Source organism: Corynebacterium sp. BF-R-2 (genome assembly GCF_024586525.1).
Taxonomy (GTDB): Bacteria; Actinomycetota; Actinomycetes; order Mycobacteriales; family Mycobacteriaceae; genus Corynebacterium; species Corynebacterium singulare.
In genome coordinates this window covers 207459-224752 of sequence record NZ_JAMFTP010000001.1, presented here as the reverse complement: position 1 = coordinate 224752, position 17294 = coordinate 207459, and the positions used below count along the sequence as shown (strand labels likewise).

Genomic DNA, 17294 nt, shown 5'->3' with positions numbered 1-17294 from the left:
TTAATCCCGCACGATGGTGGCCCCCGCGTCGGCGAGTTCCAGAAGCGCGGCTTCGCCCCGGGAGACGTCGACAGGCGCGCAGTACTCGGCGAGAACCCGGACAGTAAAGCCTTCCGCGAGGGCGTCGGCAGCCGTGGCTCGTACGCAATGATCGGTGGCGATACCCACGATGTCGACGTCCGTAATCTCCCGTGCCCGCAGCCAGTCCGCGAGCGTTGCGCCATCAGCCGTGCCCTCGAATCCCGAGTAGGCCGCAGTGTACTCGCCCTTGCGGAAGTAGGCCTCCGCCGGGCCGATCGACTCATGCATGGCGGCACCGAAGGACTCGGCCACGCAGTGCACAGGCCACGAATCGACAAAGTCCGGGTTCTCAGAGAAGTGCGTGCCAGGGTCAATGTGCCAATCTTGGGTGGCAACGACGGTATCGTAACTCGGCTGGAGAGTACCGATGCGATCTGCTACCTCGTTGCCCTTGTCAGTAGCAAGGGCACCGCCGGGACAGAAATCGTGTTGGACGTCAACGATGATAAGTGCGGGCTTCATACCGCATAATTCTATACGCTGGGGCGGGATGAAAACACCGATTCCTTTTTATTTAGAGAAGATTCTGAACTCAGTGCGCGATGAGGATGGCGGTGAGGTTGCGGATTACATTCCCGAGCTTGCCGAGGCCAACCCAGACCAACTCGGCGTCGCCCTCTGCTCGGTCACGGGGCATTTATACAGTGCGGGCGACGCAGAGAACCGCTTCACCATCCAGTCCATCTCCAAGCCCTTTGTTTATGCACTTGCCTTGCAGGAGCTGGGCCTGAACGAAGTACGGGAGGTTGTCGGGCTTGAGCCCTCCGGCCAGGCTTTTAATGAGCTGTCCCTGGCAAAGGACCACCGCCCCGTCAATCCGATGATTAATGCCGGCGCCATCGTGGTCAACCAGCTCATCAACGGCGTGGACTCCACGGTGGAAGACCGCGTGGAACGTATCCGCAGTTATGTGTCGCGGCTGGCAGGGCGTGAAGTGAACGTCGATAAGCGCCTGTGTGACTCCGAACTCGAGCATGCCGAGCGCAACCTCTCCATCGCCCACATGCTGCGCTCTTATGGCATCATCCAGGATGATGCGCACGATGCAGTACTGTCCTATACCTCGCAGTGCGCGCTGTCTGTCGACGTCCGCGACCTAGCCGTTATGTCCGCCACGCTGGCCAATGGCGGGCGCCAGCCGGTAACAGGGGAGAAGATTTTGGACGCCGATGTGTGCCGCCTCACCCTTGCGGTGATGAGCTCCTGCGGTATGTACGACGGCGCTGGGCGCTGGATGGCGGAGGTAGGCATCCCCGCAAAGTCCGGTGTGGCCGGCGGTCTCATCGGTACGCTGCCCGGTCAGCTCGGCGTGGCCACGCTCTCCCCGCGCCTGGATGAGCAGGGAAATAGCGTGCGCGGAACGTCCATTTTTCAGAAACTTTCTTCGGATATGGGGCTGCACCTCATGTCCACGGACAACCGCTTCGGTGTGTACCCGGTGCGCAGTGTTGATGAAGACGAGGATACTGCCATCATCCGCCTGCAGGGCCACATCAATTTCACCGCCACGGAGGCCATCCTGCACGAGTTGGAGGAGCGTCAATTCTCCGGCAAGCGTTTGGCGCTCGATTTTTCGCAGGTCTCTGGCCTGCACAAGGTGGGCCGGCGCATGCTCAAGGAGGGGCTGCGTCGCCTGCGGGAAGGCGGCAACGACGTGGCGCTTGTCGACGACAACGGGGTGGTCACCGACCGCGCCATGTCCGACGGCACCGTCCTCCCGCTCGCGGACAAGGAGGACTATGTCATCGCGGGGGAGGATGTCTGAGCAGTCTCTGAACAGTCAACCTGCTCAGACCTGGTTACTGCTCTGAAATCTCGCGCAGCGCTGCCACCACGGTGCGCACCGGGACGCCGGTGGCGCGCTTCGGGGTGTAGCCGCGGGGTGCACCGCCATTCCAGGACGGGCCGGCAATGTCAATGTGGGCCCACTCGATGCCCTCGCCGACGAACTGCTTGAGGTAAGTGCCGGCGAACTCCATACCGCCTTCGCGCTTGGCGTTGATGTTGCGGATGTCTGCGGCCTGGGAGGTGATCTCCTCGTCGTGTTCCTCAAGCAAGGGCATGGCCCACGCATTTTCGCCCACCTCGCGGCCAATCTCGGCGATTCGATCGCGGAAGACTTCGGAGCCCATAACGCCTGCTGTGCGTGCGCCGAGCGCGACGATCTGTGCGCCGGTGAGGGTAGCAGTCTCGATGAGGTAGTCCGGCTTGTCCTCGCTGGCGCGCGCGATGGCGTCCGACAGCACGAGGCGGCCCTCGGCGTCGGTGTTGAGGACCTCGGAGGTCAACCCGCCGTAGTGCGTGATGACGTCACCCGGGCGGGTAGCGCCCGCGCCCGGCATATTTTCCGCCAGCGGCAGGGTAGCGGTGATCTGGACCGGTAGCTTGAGCTTGGCCGCGGCGATAATGGTGGCTGCCATGGAGGCAGAGCCACCCATATCCGAAATCATGTCCCACATGCCGTTACCCGGCTTGAGGGAAATACCGCCGGTATCGAAGGTAATGCCTTTGCCCACGAGAGCCACGTGCTTCTTAGCCTTCTTGGGATTCCAGCTCAGGCGGACCAAGCGAGGCGGGCGGGCAGAACCCTTGCCCACGGCGAGGATTCCTCCGAAGCCCTGCTTCTCCAACTGCTTCTCATCGAGAACCTCAACCTCGAGGCCGGCCTCCTTGGCCTGGCCGGTCAGGAACGCGGCGTAGGATTCCGGGTAGAGCTCGTTAGCCGGGGTGTTCACTAGGTCACGGGAGATGAGAACAGACTCGGCCACGATGCGGGCAGCCTCAAACTCTTCGGAAGCGGACTTGTCTGCCACGACAATAAAGGTGGCGGGCTGCTGTTCATCCTTGAGGTCGGTCGAACGGATGCCGCGGTAGGTGTAGCCGCCGAGGATGAGACCCTCAACAGCAGCGGCAACGCCGAAGTCTGTCAAGGTGGTGGCGATGGTCCCCACGCCTGCGGTGGCGCGGGCAGCGGAGCCTGCGGCGCGTCGAAGGGCTTCATCGTCGAGGGCTTCAACATCGCCCAAGCCCAGCGCGATGATCTGTGCAGCGCCCGCCTTTTGTGGGGCGGGAACCTTGATGATTTCCCCGGCCTTGCCCGTCGCGCCCACGGCGGCTAGGGCCTCATAAGTGGAGCGCAGCGCGGAGGAACCGAGCAGGGAGGTGCCCGGAACCTCAAGTCCCTCTTCGCCAGCAAAAGTGGCGATCAGCAAGGCATCTGCCTGCTTGGGGGCCTTCTTGGCCAGCTCAACGGTGGGGAAAGAGCCGCGTGCGGGCAGTTCGAACGTGGAAGAAGCCACGATGTCCTCCTTGTGAAAATGACAATGGGATACTTCTCACACCCTACCCGTGACAGTGGTCGGCACCGCCACGGGTTCAAACTCCCGCATTTCTGCACCTCTATAGGCGGACGGAGAGTACGCTGTGAATCATGTTGAATTACACCGTGACGCGAACCGAAACCCCCACCTCCCCGGAGCGCCTGCAGGAGATTCTGGCGAACCCGGGCTTTGGCACGTACTTCACCGACCACATGGTGACCATCGATTGGACCGAGGACAAGGGCTGGCACGATGCTCAGGTGCGACCGTACGCGCCGTTTAGCATGGATCCGGCGTCCACCGTGTTCCACTACGGCCAGGCCATCTTCGAGGGCATTAAGGCCTACCGTCAGCCTGACGGCAGCATCGCTACCTTCCGTCCAGACCAGAATGCGCAACGCCTGCAGGATTCTGCGGAGCGTATGGCCATGCCGCAGCTGCCGGACGAGGAGTTTGTGGAGTCCCTGCGCCAGCTTGCTGAGGTTGACCAAGACTGGGTACCCGAGGCCGGCGGCGAGGAAGCCCTGTACTTCCGCCCCTTCATGATCGCTATGGACGCGTCCCTGGGCGTGCACCCAGCGCACTCTTACCGCTACGTGGTCATTGCATCCCCGGCCGGTGCGTACTTCTCTGGTGGCATCAAGCCGGTGTCCGTCTGGCTGTCTACCGACTATGTCCGCGCCGCACCAGGCGGTACCGGTGCCGCAAAGTTCGCCGGCAACTACGCGGGTTCTCTGCTAGCGCAGGCGCAGGCTGCCGAGAAGGGCTGTGACCAGGTCGTGTGGCTGGATGCCATCGAGCGCACCTACATCGAGGAGATGGGCGGCATGAACCTGGCCTTCATTTACGGCGAGGAGGGCAACCAAACACTGGTGACTCCGGAGCTGTCGGGCTCGTTGCTGCCAGGCATTACACGCAAGTCCTTGCTGCAGGTGGCTGAAGACATGGGGCTCAAGGTCGAAGAGCGCCGTATTACCTACAAGGAGTGGGAAGAGGATGTTGCCTCTGGCGCGATGACGGAAACCTTTGCCTGCGGTACTGCCGCGGTTATCACCCCGGTGGGCCATGTTCTGGGTGATGGTGTGGACTTCCACATCAACAATGATGAGGCAGGTGCGACGACCATGGCCCTGCGTGAGCGCCTTACCGGCATTCAGCGCGGTGCCGTGGAGGATTCCCACGGCTGGCTACACACGCTGGTTGACCCGAAGTAAGCGCGCTGTCTAGGCGAGCTCGGCGGCCAGCTCCACCAGCGGCAGGGCTGCGAGCGCGCCGAGGGGATGGCCGGCGCCCAGATCCAGGTCAAGGAGTGGGCTGAGGTCCAGCTCCTTGTAAGCAAGGGCTTCTGCCGGTTCGGGGGAGCTGCTTCCTGCGCGGAGCCAGCACTTAACGCCGGGGGCGCTGCGTTCAGCGAGAACCGCGGCGGTGGCGGCTAGGGGGCCGGCGATGAGCATAGGCGTACGCCGCACCGCTGCCTGCGCGATGAAGCCCACCAACCCGGCGAGGCTTGGGGAGCCGATGGTCTGCACGACCTCCCAGCCCTCTAGGTTGCGGGCACGGAACATGGCATCGCGGACGATGGTCACGCGGGTCTTCCACATGCCATCCGTCATGCCCCCGGATGTGCGGGTTCCAAGGATGGCCACCGGCTCCGTATAGGTAATGCGGCCCATGACGGCGGCGGCGACCGTCTCACCACCGATACCGAAATCAGAGGCAATCAGCAGATCTGCACCGGAGTCCACCTCGCGGTCGGCTGCCTGTTTACCTAGCTCCACGTGGTGCTCAAGCTGCTCGGCGGACATGGCAGGGGAGACGTCGATAGGCGCTGCTTCGGCGCATTCAAGGAAATCCACACCCGCCCCCGCGCGCTGGGCTGCGGTGGCGATGTTCTCACGCCAGCGTTCCTCGTCGGCGCCAGTGTGGGGGCCAATTCCTACGCCGTCAATGGTGCGCTCTGCAATGCCGTGCGCGCCAGCAAAGATGATGGCGCGTGGCCGGCTAAGCGGCTGGGCCCTCTCCGAATCCTGCGCGGCTGCAAGCCACGCGGCAATGTCAGCGAGGCGCCCCGGCTCCTCCGCGGAGTGGTTGCGCAGCTGCGGAACGGCGGTGAAATCAGGCATGTGTCCTCCGGTTTACACGGTGGCGCCGCGCTCCACCTGCGGGCGCGGGGTACGCCACTTGCGTGGCTGGGTGGCGCGGGAATAAGCATAAAATCCCAAACCAAATCCCGCCTCGGTGGTGCCCGGGAATTTCAGGCGCACCGCGTTGTTGCACTTGCGAGCCAGCCAGAATCCCTCGATGGCGAAGACTGCGATGACAACCATCGCGGCAATGGAGGTAATGTTGGCCAGATTGGGGTTGCTGCCGATGACGAACATGAGCACGAACAGTACGAGGGCAAAAGGCAGCACCCATTCGTTGAGGAAGCGGCGCGAATCAATCCAATCGCGCACATAACGGCGGACTTCACCTTTGTCGCGGGCGAGCAGATAGCGCTCATCACCAGCGGCCATGCGCTCTTGGGCCTCGTTTCGGCGGGCGCGGGACTCTTGGCGCTCCTTGCGCTTGTAGTCCTTCCATTCCTCCTTGGACATGGACGCCTTAAGCTCCTTGCGGTGCTGGTGGCGCTGGGCATCCGACATGCCCTGGGGATCGCGCTTAACGCCGCGGGCGATTTCCTGCGCATCGCGCTTAGGCGTGGGGCGGCCCTTCGGCGGCGTGTAGCCCTTGCGGTGCGTTTTCTCGGCGGCGGTCTTCTCTTCCGGCGCCGGGGACTGCTCGGCGGGGGAAGGGGTCTTATTGTCTTGTTGCCACGGAAGTTTCACGCTGTTTAGCGTACAAGGTTGTGAGGGCGTACTGGGAATAGGCCCGCTCTCGGCGGCGTTAGCCATAAATGACACGACACCAGTGCACTGGAGGACATCCTTTATTCCTCTCCGCAGAGAGGGTAGGGTGGGCTCCAGAAAATTCCGTACATATTAAGAGGAGAAACCATGACCGCTCCCGCGTCTGCAACCGGAGTTATCCTGACCGACGCCGCTGCCGCTAAGGCAAAATCCCTGCTCGAGCAGGAAGGCCGCGACGACCTGTCCCTGCGCATCGCTGTCCAGCCGGGCGGTTGCGCTGGCCTGCGTTACCAGCTGTACTTTGACGACCGCACCCTCGATGGTGACAAGGTCGACACCATTGGTGGCGTGAACCTCGTCGTTGACAAGATGTCCATCCCGTACCTCACCGGTGCCAAGATCGACTTCGCCGACACCATTGAGGCACAGGGCTTCACCATTGACAACCCGAATGCCGGTGGCTCCTGCGCCTGCGGTGATTCCTTCAACTAAAGCCGTGTAGGCACAGTTGCTGTAGGCACAGATAAAGCCCTCGCCATGGTGGCGAGGGCTTTAGTGCGTTCTGGGCTAGAGTTTCACGGGGTAATCGCGCTGCTCGATCTGTGGATCGATGCGGTTCTCCACAAAGATGCCGTGCCAGATCATGAAGGAGAGTACGGTCCACAGGCGGCGGGAGTGATCGGAGATGCCGTCGCGGTGCTCCTTGAGCATCTCGAGGACTTCCTTCTTATTGAAGATATCCTCGGTCTGCGACTCGGTGATCTGGTCCTGTGCCCAACCGTAGAGTTCGTCGCCGGCCAGCCAGTGGCGCATCGGCACTGGGAAACCGAGTTTCTTGCGGTGCAGCACATGCGGCGGGACGATCTGTTCCATGGCCTTACGCAGCGCGTACTTGGTGGTGCCGTGGGAAATCTTCAGCTCGTGCGGAATGGTTTCCGCCACCTTGAAAACCTCCTTGTCCAGGAATGGCACGCGCAGCTCAAGGGAGTTGGCCATATTCATCTTGTCGGCCTTGACTAGGATGTCGCCGCGCATCCAGGTGAACAGGTCGAGGTGTTGCATGCGGGCAACCGGGTCAAAGTCCACGGACTGTGCGTAAATGGGTGCTGTGACCTCGCGGTGGTCCCACTCCGGCTTGGCCCAGGGGAGTACGCGCTGGAGCTGCTCAAAGTTAAAGGAACGAGCGTTTCCGTAGTAGCGCTCTTCCATGGTCATGGAACCGCGGTTGAGAAGGGATTTGCCCTTCATGCCTTCGGGAAGCACCTGCGAGAGCTTGCCCAAACCCTGACGGAGAGGGGAGGGGATCTTCTCAAATGGGGCGAGGGAGAGTGGTTCCTTATAAATGGTGTAGCCACCGAAGAGCTCGTCGGCGCCCTCACCAGAAAGGACAACCTTGACGTGCTTGCGAGCCTCCTGTGCCACAAAGTAGAGCGGCACCAGAGAAGGATCGGCCACGGGATTGTCCAGGTACCACATGATCTTCGGTACGGCATCGGCGTACTCCTCGGGGGAGACAATCTTGACGATGTGCTCCACACCAATCGCCGCTGCGGACTCGGCGGCGACGTCCACTTCGGAGTAACCTTCGCGCTCGAATCCGGTGGTGAAGGTGAGCAGGTCCGGGTTGTGGCGCTTGGCCAGGGCGGCGATGGCGGTGGAGTCAATACCGCCGGAGAGGAAGGACCCCACGGTGACATCGGCACGCATGTGCTTTTCGACGCTATCCTCCAGCGCCCGCGCAATCTTATCGAAGAGCTGTTGCTCCTCGCCCTGCTTCACGGGCTGGATGGGGAAGCGGGGCTTGAAGTAGCGCTCGGCCACAACCTCTTCGCCGGGGTGGAGGGTGACCGTGCAGCCGGACTCGACGCGGCGGATATTAGCGTGGAGTGACTCCGGCTCCGGCACGTACTGCAGATCGACGTAATGCTCGATAGCACGCTTATCAAGGCTGAGATCTAGACCCATGGAATCGGCCATGCTGAGAATACACTTCATCTCAGAAGCGAAAACAGTGCCTTTATCGGTCGTGGCGTAGTAGAGCGGTTTGATACCGAACTGGTCGCGGCCCGCGAACATGGTGCGGGTTTCGGTATCCCAAATGACAAAGCCGAACATGCCCCGCAGGTGCTCGACAACATCCTTGCCCCAATGGTGATAGCCCACGACGATGGGCTCGCCATCTCCCTCAGTATTAAAGGAATAACCGGCGGCACTGAGCTCTTCACGAAGCTCCACGTAGTTGTAGATTTCGCCGTTAAAAGTCAGAGCATAGCGTTCCGGGTTGTCCTCCGGCCCCCAGCGCAGCGGCTGGTCGGAATGTTCCAAGTCGATGATGGACAGGCGGTTGAATCCGAAAGCCGCATCCTCATCGTGCCACGTGCCGGCGGCGTCAGGGCCGCGGTGGCGCATGCATTGGAGGGACTGTTCAAGGGCCTCAAGGTGCTCGGCTGCGTTGCGGTGGGCGCTGAGCAGTGTGCAGAGTCCGCACATAAACGTGTTTCTCCTTATATATGAAGGTTCATCTGCGACACACTTTACGGCTGCGGTGAGGGGATCTGCGAACCCCGCGCCGCGCTCCCCGTTAGGGTGCGAACTTTCGGATGATGGGAGCCCACCAGGGTTGTGAATTGGATCATAAGCGGCAGGGGGAGGGTGGGGGCGCTGGAGTGATCTTATGCAGGTGGGCCGGTAACATCCGTTGCGTTCATTATTTATGGAGCTTCTTTCACGCCTGATTGGACCACGTAAAAGGTCTGAAAGTCGAGCGTGATGCTCTATCCTGATTGGGTAGGAATGCTCTATGAGTATTCGAGAAGTTTGTGTGCACAGAAAGGCAGAACACACGTGGGACAGCGTAAAGAACGCAATCTCGCCCGCAAGGCTGGTCTAGCGGGCGTTGTCGCCCTCGGCGGCTTCGCTCTGGCGGGTTGTGACGTCGCGGCACCGACGGCCATGGAGAACCTTCTTGGTTTCGGCTGGCCAAAGGGCATTACCCCTGAGGCTGAATCGATGTACAACTTCTGGATCTGGGTCTGGGTTGCTGCATGGATCGTCGGTTTCATTATGTGGGGTCTCTTCCTCACCGCTATCTTCCGCTGGAATGCGAAGAAGGCAGAGAAGGCTGGCAAAGGCGAGTTCCCGAAGCAGCTGCAGTACAACGTGCCGCTCGAGCTGGCGTTGACGATTATGCCGATTCTTATCATCATGACCCTCTTCTTCTTCACTGTGCAGGCGCAGCAGAAGGTCACTGCTCTGGATAAGAACCCTGAGGTCACCGTTGACGTCACCGCGTACCAGTGGAACTGGAAGTTCGGTTACGCCGAGAACAAGGTGGATGGCGAGAACTACGACGGCGCCGACACTGAGCGTCAGAAGCTTGCTGAAGAGTCCGCGATCGACCCGGAGGGCACCCCGAACCCGAACCCGATTCACGGCAAATCCACCGGTGACATCTCCTACCTCAACTTCAACAAGATTGAGACCGTAGGTTCCACCGAGGAGATTCCGGTTCTGGTTCTCCCGGTTGATACCCCGATTGAGTTCCGCCTCGCATCGGGTGACGTTTCCCACGGCTTCTGGGTTCCGGAGTTCCTGTTCAAGCGTGACGTCTACGCTCACCCGGAAAAGAACGCCCAGGAGCGTCGCTTCCAGGTGGAGAAGATTGAAGAGAAGGGCGCCTTCGTTGGTCGCTGTGCCGAGATGTGCGGTACCTACCACGCCATGATGAACTTCGAGATTCGCGTCGTTGACCGCGCTGACTTCAACGAGTACCTCCAGTTCCGCGAGCAGAACCCGGAGGCTACCAACGCTGAGGCTCTCAAGCACATCGGCGAGGAGCCTTACGCTGTGACCACGTCTCCGTTCAACTCCCTGCGCGATACCCGCGATGCCGACAACTTCGTCGACACCGCCGAAGCAGCATAAGAAAAGGAACTGATACACAATGCGTGCAACATCTAAGGTCTTTTACTCCATCGCGGTCTACCTCTTTGTGTCGCTCATCGTCTACATCGTTGGCGTTAACTACGTCAAGGATGATGGCTACCTCTACGGCCCGGAGTGGGTCGGCATTGTGGGCATGCTCCTTGCGGTGCTCCTGTGCATCATGCTGGGTGGCTACCTGCACTTCACTGATAACCGCGTCGACCTGACTCCGGAAGATTGGGAAGAGGCAGAGACTGAAGACAAGGCTGGTATCCTCGGCTTCTTCTCTCCGAGCTCCATCTGGCCGCTGGCAATGACCGGTTCCATTGCCGTTCTTGGCCTTGGCGTCATCTTCCTTTACTACTGGCTGATTGCCTTGGGTGCAGTTCTCCTTGTTACCTCCGTAACCGGCCTGTCCCTGCAGTACGGTCTGCCGAAGGAAAAGCACTAAAGCGCCTTATCTGCCGCGCGTACTAGTGCCACGACTTCTCGAGCCCTCGACCCTCCTTTTGGGTCGGGGGCTTTGTCGATCTCAGCGGGTCGGAATCTGTGCTGCAAAGTTCCCGGGTTGTCGGAAAATTTTTAAGGCGGGGGAGTCGGGGAAGCATGGCAGGCGCTTATCTACGCCTTTCCTTTGGCAGTTCCAGCACGTTAAACGCCATTTTTTCGGGGGTCATCCGAAAGTTGCAAACCTGCGCTAATGCCCCCGAATCTACTTGTGATTTATCTCATTGAAAGAACTGCGCGAAGAGCTCGCGTATGTCTGTCGCGATCATGCGGTGCTACGTCAGCATCTTGGCCTTGGGGGAGTGTGAATCGTGCTACCTGCATTAATGGGGCGTCGGAAAGCGCCGCAAAAAGTTCCCACGAACTTTTAGAAGACTTTTGTGTGGTTGGGACCTGACGGACATGTGAAGGTCTATGTCGCGGCCTCAAAAAATCGGGGGGAATTGAGATGACTTATGAGTCCCGACCGGCCATACTGTTATGCGTGACGAGCGTAGTTTCTAACCAAGGTATGGCAGCACCACGTGTTGCCGCGCTGAACCGACCCAACATGGTCAGCGTGGGCACCATCGTGTTCCTGTCTCAGGAATTGATGTTCTTTGCTGGACTGTTCGCGATGTGGTTCACCTCGCGTGCGAACGGCCAGGAGGGTGACTGGGCTGAGCACACCGCGCACATCAACGTGCCGATGGGCTTTGTCATCACGACTGTTCTGGTTCTCTCCTCCGTGACCTCCCAGTTCGGCGTGTTTGCAGCAGAAAGGGGTGACGTATACAAGCTCCGACTCTGGTACTCGGTGACCCTCGCGTTGGGTGTTGTCTTCTTGGGCATCATGGCATTCGAGTGGACAGAGTTGATCATGGCAGGTGTGACTGTGCAGTCCTCCGTGTTTGGTTCGGTCTTCTACATTCTGACCGGCTTCCACGCGGCGCACGTGACCGCAGGTCTGATTTCCTTCGGAATTATCTTGGCGCGTATTGCTCGCTCCAAGTTCACGCCGGCACAGGCAACCGCAGCGATGGCAGTGTCTTACTACTGGCACTTCGTTGACGTTGTGTGGATTGGCGTGTTCGTAGTCATCTACCTAGTTCAGTAGGCCGTAGGTGCCGGAGCATCCGGCCTACAGCCATCCATTTCCATGTACGAGTTATCTAAAGGAAAATGATGGATAACATCCAGCAACCCGCCGCAGTGGAGGAGACCACTGTCGCGGCTAAGAAGACCCGCCGTCGCCGCAAGGCGAAGCGCACGCTTGCAGGCGTCTTCGCACTGAGCATCGGTCTCACCGGCGCTGGTGTCTTGGCTTCCGCCCTGACCCCGGACGCTCAGGTCGCTACCGCTGCTAAGGATGACCAAGCTCTCGTTCAAGAGGGCAAGGACATCTACGAACTTGCTTGTATTACCTGCCACGGCGCGAACCTCCAGGGTATTAAGGACCGCGGTCCCTCCCTCGTCGGTATCGGTGCCGGTTCCGTGTACTTCCAGGTGCACTCCGGCCGCATGCCGATGATGTCCAACGACGCACAGGCTGAGCGCAAGACCCCGCGCTACACCGAGCAGCAGACTATGGCTCTTGCCGCTTACGTTGCTGCCAACGGCGGCGGCGCGGACATCGTCTACAACGAGGACGGTTCCGTTGCGCAGGAGTCCCTGCGTGGTGCGAACTACAACGGCCAGATTCAGGCCGAGGACGTTGCCAAGGGCTCCGAGCTCTTCCGCATGAACTGTGCCTCCTGCCACAACTTCACCGGCCAGGGTGGCGCGCTGTCCTCCGGTAAGTTTGCTCCGCCGCTGGCACCTGCCAACGAGCAGGAGATCTACCAGGCAATGCTGACCGGTCCGCAGAACATGCCGAAGTTCTCCGACCGTCAGCTGACCGCAGATGAGAAGAAGGACATCATCGCCTACCTCAAGTCTGCGAAGGAAACCCCGTCCCCGGCCGGTTGGGACCTTGGCGGTCTCGGCCCGGTGGCTGAGGGCCTGGCAATGTGGATCATCGGCATCAGCCTTCTGTGCGTTGCCGCTATGTGGATTGGATCTCGCTCATGAGCAACGTAAAGAAGAATTACTCTCGCAAAGAGCTCGATGCCATGAGCAACGACGAGCTCGCCGCGCTCGGTACCGAGCTTGATGACGTCACCGTTGCGTTCCGCAAGGAGCGCTTCCCGGTGGACGGCGACCCGGCTGAAAAGCGAGCCGCCGCCAACATCACGTTCTGGCTGCTTATCTCCGTATTGATGGGCATCGCCTTCCTCGGCGTGTACCTGTTCTGGCCGTGGCAGTACAAGATGCTGGGTGAGGATGGCCTGTGGTGGCACACTCTCTACACCCCGCTTCTCGGTCTGACCTCTGGCCTGTGCATCCTCGGTCTCGGCTTTGCCATCGTCCAGTACGTCAAGAAGATCCTGCCGGAAGAAATTTCCGTGCAGCGTCGCCACGACGGTCCTTCCGACGAGGTTGACCGTCGCACCCTGACCGCACTGCTCAATGACTCGTGGAACACCTCCACCCTTGGTCGTCGTACCACCATCAAGGGTCTGCTGGGCGGCGCCGGCGTTCTCTTCGGCCTGACTGTTATCGCCCCGCTCGCTGGCGCTATCAACAACCCGTGGAAGAAGCGCCACGAGCTGAACTACGCTGGTGACGGCACCCTGTGGACCTCCGGCTGGACCATGCACGAGAAGGGCGTGAAGCTCTATCTTGCTCGTGATACCGGTACCATTGCTGAGAAGCACGCTGGTGAATCCGGCGAGCACTACACCACCCGCGGCCTTGCCCGCCTGGTTCGTGTCCGTCCGGAGGATCTTGCAGCGGGCGGCATGGAGACCGTCTTCCCGCTCGCCGCCGAGGACGTCAACGACGGCGCTGAGTGGTCTGAGGAAAAGGACGTCTACGAGAATCACATGCACTCCATTCACGGAAACCGCAATGCTGTGATGCTCATCCGCCTACGCAACGATGACGCTAAGAAGGCCATCGAGCGCAAGGGCCAGGAGGACTTCCACTACGGCGACTACTACGCCTACTCCAAGATCTGTACCCACATCGGTTGCCCGACCTCTCTGTACGAGGCACAGACCAACCGCATTCTTTGCCCGTGCCACCAGTCGCAGTTCGATGCTCTGCACTACGGCAAGCCGGTCTTCGGCCCGGCCGCCCGTGCACTGCCGCAGCTGCCGATCGAGGTGGACGACGAAGGCTACATGGTTGCCAAGGGCAACTTCGTTGAGCCCGTCGGACCTGCATTCTGGGAGCGTAAGTCATAATGAGTAACAAACTTGCCAAGATGGGCAACAACATGGACGAGCGCTACTCTGCCGCCGGCGTCCTGCGTACCCAGCTCAACAAAGTCTTTCCGACTCACTGGTCCTTCATGCTTGGTGAGATGGCGCTGTACAGCTTCATCATCCTGCTGCTGACCGGTATTTACCTTGCACTGTTCTTTGACCCTTCCATCACGAAGGTCATCTACGACGGTGCCTACACCCCGCTCAACGGCGTCGAGATGTCTCGCGCCTACGCAACGGCGCTGGACCTCTCCTTCGAGGTTCGCGGCGGTCTCTTCGTCCGCCAGATGCACCACTGGGCAGCACTCATGTTCATGATGTCCATGATTGCCCACATGCTCCGCATCTTCTTCACCGGCGCCTTCCGCCGCCCGCGTGAGGCTAACTGGATTATCGGTTGCGCACTCATCCTCCTGGGTATGATCGAGGGCTTCCTCGGTTACTCCCTCCCGGATGACCTGCTCTCCGGTGTTGGTCTGCGCATCATGTCCGCCATCATCCTGGGTCTGCCGATCATTGGTACCTGGTTGCACTGGGCTATTTTCGGTGGCGACTTCCCGTCCGACCTGATGCTGGATCGCTTCTACATCCTGCACGTGTTGGTTATCCCGGGCATCATCCTGGGCCTCATCGCAGCCCACCTGATCATGGTGTGGTTCCAAAAGCACACCCAGTTCCCTGGACCGGGTCGCGCAGAGAACAACGTTGTCGGCGTCCGCATTATGCCGGTCTTCGCCACCAAGGCGATTGGTATGGGCTTGATGGTTGCTGGCGTGCTGGCACTCATCTCTGGTCTGCTGACCATTAACGCCATCTGGAGCCTTGGACCCTACAATCCGTCCCAGGTCTCCGCTGGTTCTCAGCCGGATATCTACATGCTGTGGACTGATGGTGTTGCTCGTGTCATGCCGGCATGGGAGCTCTACATCGGCAACTACACCATCCCGTCCGCATTCTGGGTCGCCCTGCTCTGTGGTGTCATGGTTATCCTGCTCTTCGCCTACCCCTTCATTGAGAAGAAGCTGACTGGCGACGACGCACACCACAACCTTCTCCAGCGCCCGCGTGACGTACCGGTTCGCTCCGCTATCGGTGCAATGGCCATCACCTTCTTCCTGTTGGTGACCCTGTCCGGTGGTAATGACCACGTGGCTAACTTCTTCCAGATTTCGCTGAACGCGATGACCTGGGTCGGCCGTATCGGCCTTATCGTCCTGCCGCCGATTGCCTACTTCATGACCTACCGCATCTGCGTTGGTCTGCAGCGCTCCGACCGCGAGGTTCTGGAGCACGGTATCGAGACCGGTGTCATCAAGCAGCTGCCGAATGGTGCCTTCATCGAGGTTCACCAGCCGCTCGGCCCGGTCGATGACCATGGTCACCCGATTCCACTCGAGTACGCCGGTGCCCAGGTTCCGAAGCAGCTTAACCAGCTTGGTCTGGCTGACTCCGAAACCCAGGGTGTATTCTCCCCGGATGACTCGGCCCTGATGTCCCGTGTCCACGAGATCCACGAGGAGAACCACGCTGAGGAGGCGGAGATGTTCCGTCAGCTCAACGAGGCTAACCGTCGTGACGACGAAGAGAACGGCCGCATCTAGCGCCACTCTCTGAAACACGCTCACCGAGCCCGTTTCTCACCTTCGATGACGAGGTGGGGGACGGGCTTTTGCGTTCGCTTGGGGGTCCTCGGGGCTGCTTTACGACGCCCCCTCCATCAACCTGGGTTCAGTTCTATATGGCTGGCCACGTTAGTCGCCTGCATGAGTGGCCTTGGTTTAAGCGATTGCAGGTGGCGCATGCGGTGCTGGATGATCGGTGGCGTTTCGAGATGCCCGAAAGAAGAAACGGTAGTTGACCCTTAGGCGTGGGACAGCGTGCTTCCCTTGAGTTGGCAGCGGATTCGACGGCGGGAAACATTGTTCATGAGGGGGTTGAAGCCATGGCGAAAGAGCATGAGGTGTCGGTTAACCTTTTGTTCACCTGCGGATTGTGTTGGTGAACTGGCTCTTGTTGGCCGTATTTGAGTCTCAGATCTCGAAGCTGAGTGACGTGGGCGACAGGAAAACTGCTGGAAAACGGCGGTTTATGGCTGTGGTGAAGGTGTGTATGTAGGGTCGGTTGGGGTTAAAGTTACGCCGAATTACACAAGGGTGACGAAGGTCACAATACAATTTTTTAGCTTCCGGAAGGCCCGTGAAAAATGAAATTGGTCCAGTCGTAGATGATTGTGCGGGCTGGATGTTTCAGCTGGTCGTGGGCGATTTGGGTGACCTTGTGGGCGCGAATGGCGTTCGATGTTGTGTGGGGGTCTCGTTTGGGTTGATGTTTGATAACAGGACGGTAACGAAGCCTGGATTGCGTTTCTAACTCGACATCGCTTGTGATGATTTCGTAACCTATTCGAGACATTGAGTAACCGACACGGTGTATCAATCACCGGTGCTCAATACGAACTGAAGAATTAAGCGCCGCGTCTGGCCCCTCCTAACGTCGGGGGCCGAGCGGAGATGGCTCTACAGGAATGGGTCATCGTCGAACGCTAGGCCCGCCCATGGGTTAGAGCTTTCGCTATGCCTTGGAAGGTGACAAACCTTCGAAAAGTAGCGAGGGTAGGCGCACAGGAAGATTTGGAGTTTAAATTCGTGGCTAAGCACCGTCGTCAGGGCAACCTGAACACCCGTCGCATTGCAACCACCGCTGCAGTCGCAGCTGCTGCAGCCGTCACCGCACCGGCTGCCGCCAACGCCGCTGAGGTCGTCGTTCCTAACACTGACATCCGCTTTGATGTCGCTGGTTTGGAGAATGTCCCGAACCTTAAGCAGGTCCCTAACGTTGAAAAGTATGTCCCGTCCCTGAAGTCCAACCAGGGTTCTGGCTACGCTGCCTCCGTTGAGGCTCCGGCAGCTGAGGCCCCAGCCCCGGCACCGGTCCAATCTGTAGGTGAGAAGGTGCTTGAGGCTGCTCGTTCTGCCGTTGGCTCCCCGTATGTCTACGGCGCTAATGGTCCGAGCGCTTTTGATTGCTCTGGCCTGACCTCCTGGGCGTACCGCCAGGCGGGCGTGAACATCCCGCGCACCTCCCAGGCACAGGCTTCTGCCGGCACTCCGGTTTCTCTGGACGCCCTGCAGCCGGGTGACATCATCGTCTACTACTCTGGCGCCTCCCACGTCGGTATCTACACCGGCCACGGCACCATCATTGACGCTTTGAATACCGGCACTCCGGTGGGCGAGCGTTCCCTGAACTACATGCCGATTCACTCTGCAGTCCGCTTCTAAAAAGCAGCTCGGCGAATTATTTCACCCCTTCCGCCACTCTTGTCA

Annotated in this window: 15 protein-coding genes; 10 read left to right on the top strand and 5 right to left on the bottom strand. The window is 59.9% G+C overall.

The window, feature by feature from the left end:
- Window positions 1-543 carry an isochorismatase family protein gene (locus tag M5J09_RS01050; protein WP_144793124.1) on the bottom strand — a complete coding sequence of 181 codons (543 nt, stop codon included), beginning with the start codon at window positions 541-543 and terminating at the stop codon, window positions 1-3.
- Between the two features lie 28 nt (window positions 544-571).
- Here M5J09_RS01050 and M5J09_RS01045 point away from each other — a divergent pair, with 28 nt between their 5' ends.
- Window positions 572-1846, top strand: coding sequence for a glutaminase (locus tag M5J09_RS01045; protein WP_144793121.1), 1275 nt, complete (start codon window positions 572-574; stop codon window positions 1844-1846).
- Window positions 1847-1880: 34 nt separating this feature from the next.
- Here M5J09_RS01045 and M5J09_RS01040 read toward each other — a convergent pair whose 3' ends face one another.
- A complete protein-coding gene (locus tag M5J09_RS01040; protein WP_257156680.1) occupies window positions 1881-3380 on the bottom strand; it encodes a leucyl aminopeptidase in 1500 nt (499 codons plus the stop codon).
- Window positions 3381-3511: 131 nt separating this feature from the next.
- Between M5J09_RS01040 and M5J09_RS01035 the strand changes: the two genes are divergently transcribed.
- Window positions 3512-4615, top strand: a complete 1104-nt coding sequence (locus tag M5J09_RS01035; protein ID WP_042531611.1) for a branched-chain amino acid aminotransferase — start codon at window positions 3512-3514, stop codon at window positions 4613-4615.
- A 9-nt stretch (window positions 4616-4624) separates the two neighbouring features.
- Here the strand turns inward: M5J09_RS01035 and M5J09_RS01030 are convergent, their stop codons facing one another.
- Both M5J09_RS01030 and M5J09_RS01025 read right to left on the bottom strand, forming a co-directional pair.
- Window positions 4625-5524 carry a nicotinate-nucleotide--dimethylbenzimidazole phosphoribosyltransferase gene (locus M5J09_RS01030; RefSeq protein ID WP_257156679.1) on the bottom strand — a complete coding sequence of 300 codons (900 nt, stop codon included), beginning with the start codon at window positions 5522-5524 and terminating at the stop codon, window positions 4625-4627.
- A 12-nt stretch (window positions 5525-5536) separates the two neighbouring features.
- Window positions 5537-6229, bottom strand: a complete 693-nt coding sequence (locus tag M5J09_RS01025) for a DUF3043 domain-containing protein (RefSeq protein WP_257156678.1) — start codon at window positions 6227-6229, stop codon at window positions 5537-5539.
- Window positions 6230-6397: 168 nt separating this feature from the next.
- On the opposite strand from M5J09_RS01025, the gene M5J09_RS01020 reads away from it, so the two are divergent.
- Window positions 6398-6742 carry an iron-sulfur cluster assembly accessory protein gene (locus tag M5J09_RS01020; protein WP_042531607.1) on the top strand — a complete coding sequence of 115 codons (345 nt, stop codon included), beginning with the start codon at window positions 6398-6400 and terminating at the stop codon, window positions 6740-6742.
- 75 nt (window positions 6743-6817) lie between these two features.
- Here M5J09_RS01020 and asnB read toward each other — a convergent pair whose 3' ends face one another.
- Window positions 6818-8740, bottom strand: coding sequence for an asparagine synthase (glutamine-hydrolyzing) (gene asnB, locus M5J09_RS01015; protein WP_257156677.1), 1923 nt, complete (start codon window positions 8738-8740; stop codon window positions 6818-6820).
- 354 nt (window positions 8741-9094) lie between these two features.
- Between asnB and M5J09_RS01010 the strand changes: the two genes are divergently transcribed.
- The 7 genes from M5J09_RS01010 (at window position 9095) to M5J09_RS00980 (ending at window position 17249) form a co-directional block, all read left to right on the top strand.
- On the top strand, window positions 9095-10174 hold the full coding sequence (locus M5J09_RS01010; RefSeq protein WP_042531603.1) for a cytochrome c oxidase subunit II: 1080 nt from the start codon (window positions 9095-9097) through the stop codon (window positions 10172-10174).
- A gap of 19 nt (window positions 10175-10193) precedes the next feature.
- The gene (locus tag M5J09_RS01005) at window positions 10194-10625 is read left to right on the top strand and encodes a cytochrome c oxidase subunit 4 (RefSeq protein WP_042531601.1); all 432 of its coding nucleotides are present in this window, start codon (window positions 10194-10196) and stop codon (window positions 10623-10625) included.
- Between the two features lie 567 nt (window positions 10626-11192).
- On the top strand, window positions 11193-11777 hold the full coding sequence (locus M5J09_RS01000) for a heme-copper oxidase subunit III (protein ID WP_181815463.1): 585 nt from the start codon (window positions 11193-11195) through the stop codon (window positions 11775-11777).
- A gap of 65 nt (window positions 11778-11842) precedes the next feature.
- On the top strand, window positions 11843-12730 hold the full coding sequence (locus M5J09_RS00995; RefSeq protein ID WP_042531599.1) for a c-type cytochrome: 888 nt from the start codon (window positions 11843-11845) through the stop codon (window positions 12728-12730).
- A complete protein-coding gene (locus tag M5J09_RS00990) occupies window positions 12727-13947 on the top strand; it encodes a ubiquinol-cytochrome c reductase iron-sulfur subunit (RefSeq protein WP_042531598.1) in 1221 nt (406 codons plus the stop codon). The genes M5J09_RS00995 and M5J09_RS00990 overlap by 4 nt, the downstream gene beginning before the upstream one ends.
- Complete coding sequence (locus tag M5J09_RS00985; protein WP_042531595.1) at window positions 13947-15569, top strand: cytochrome bc complex cytochrome b subunit; 1623 nt, start codon at window positions 13947-13949, stop codon at window positions 15567-15569. The genes M5J09_RS00990 and M5J09_RS00985 overlap by 1 nt, the downstream gene beginning before the upstream one ends.
- 1044 nt (window positions 15570-16613) lie before the next feature.
- On the top strand, window positions 16614-17249 hold the full coding sequence (locus M5J09_RS00980; protein WP_257156676.1) for a C40 family peptidase: 636 nt from the start codon (window positions 16614-16616) through the stop codon (window positions 17247-17249).
- The last annotated feature ends 45 nt before the right edge of the window (window positions 17250-17294 follow it).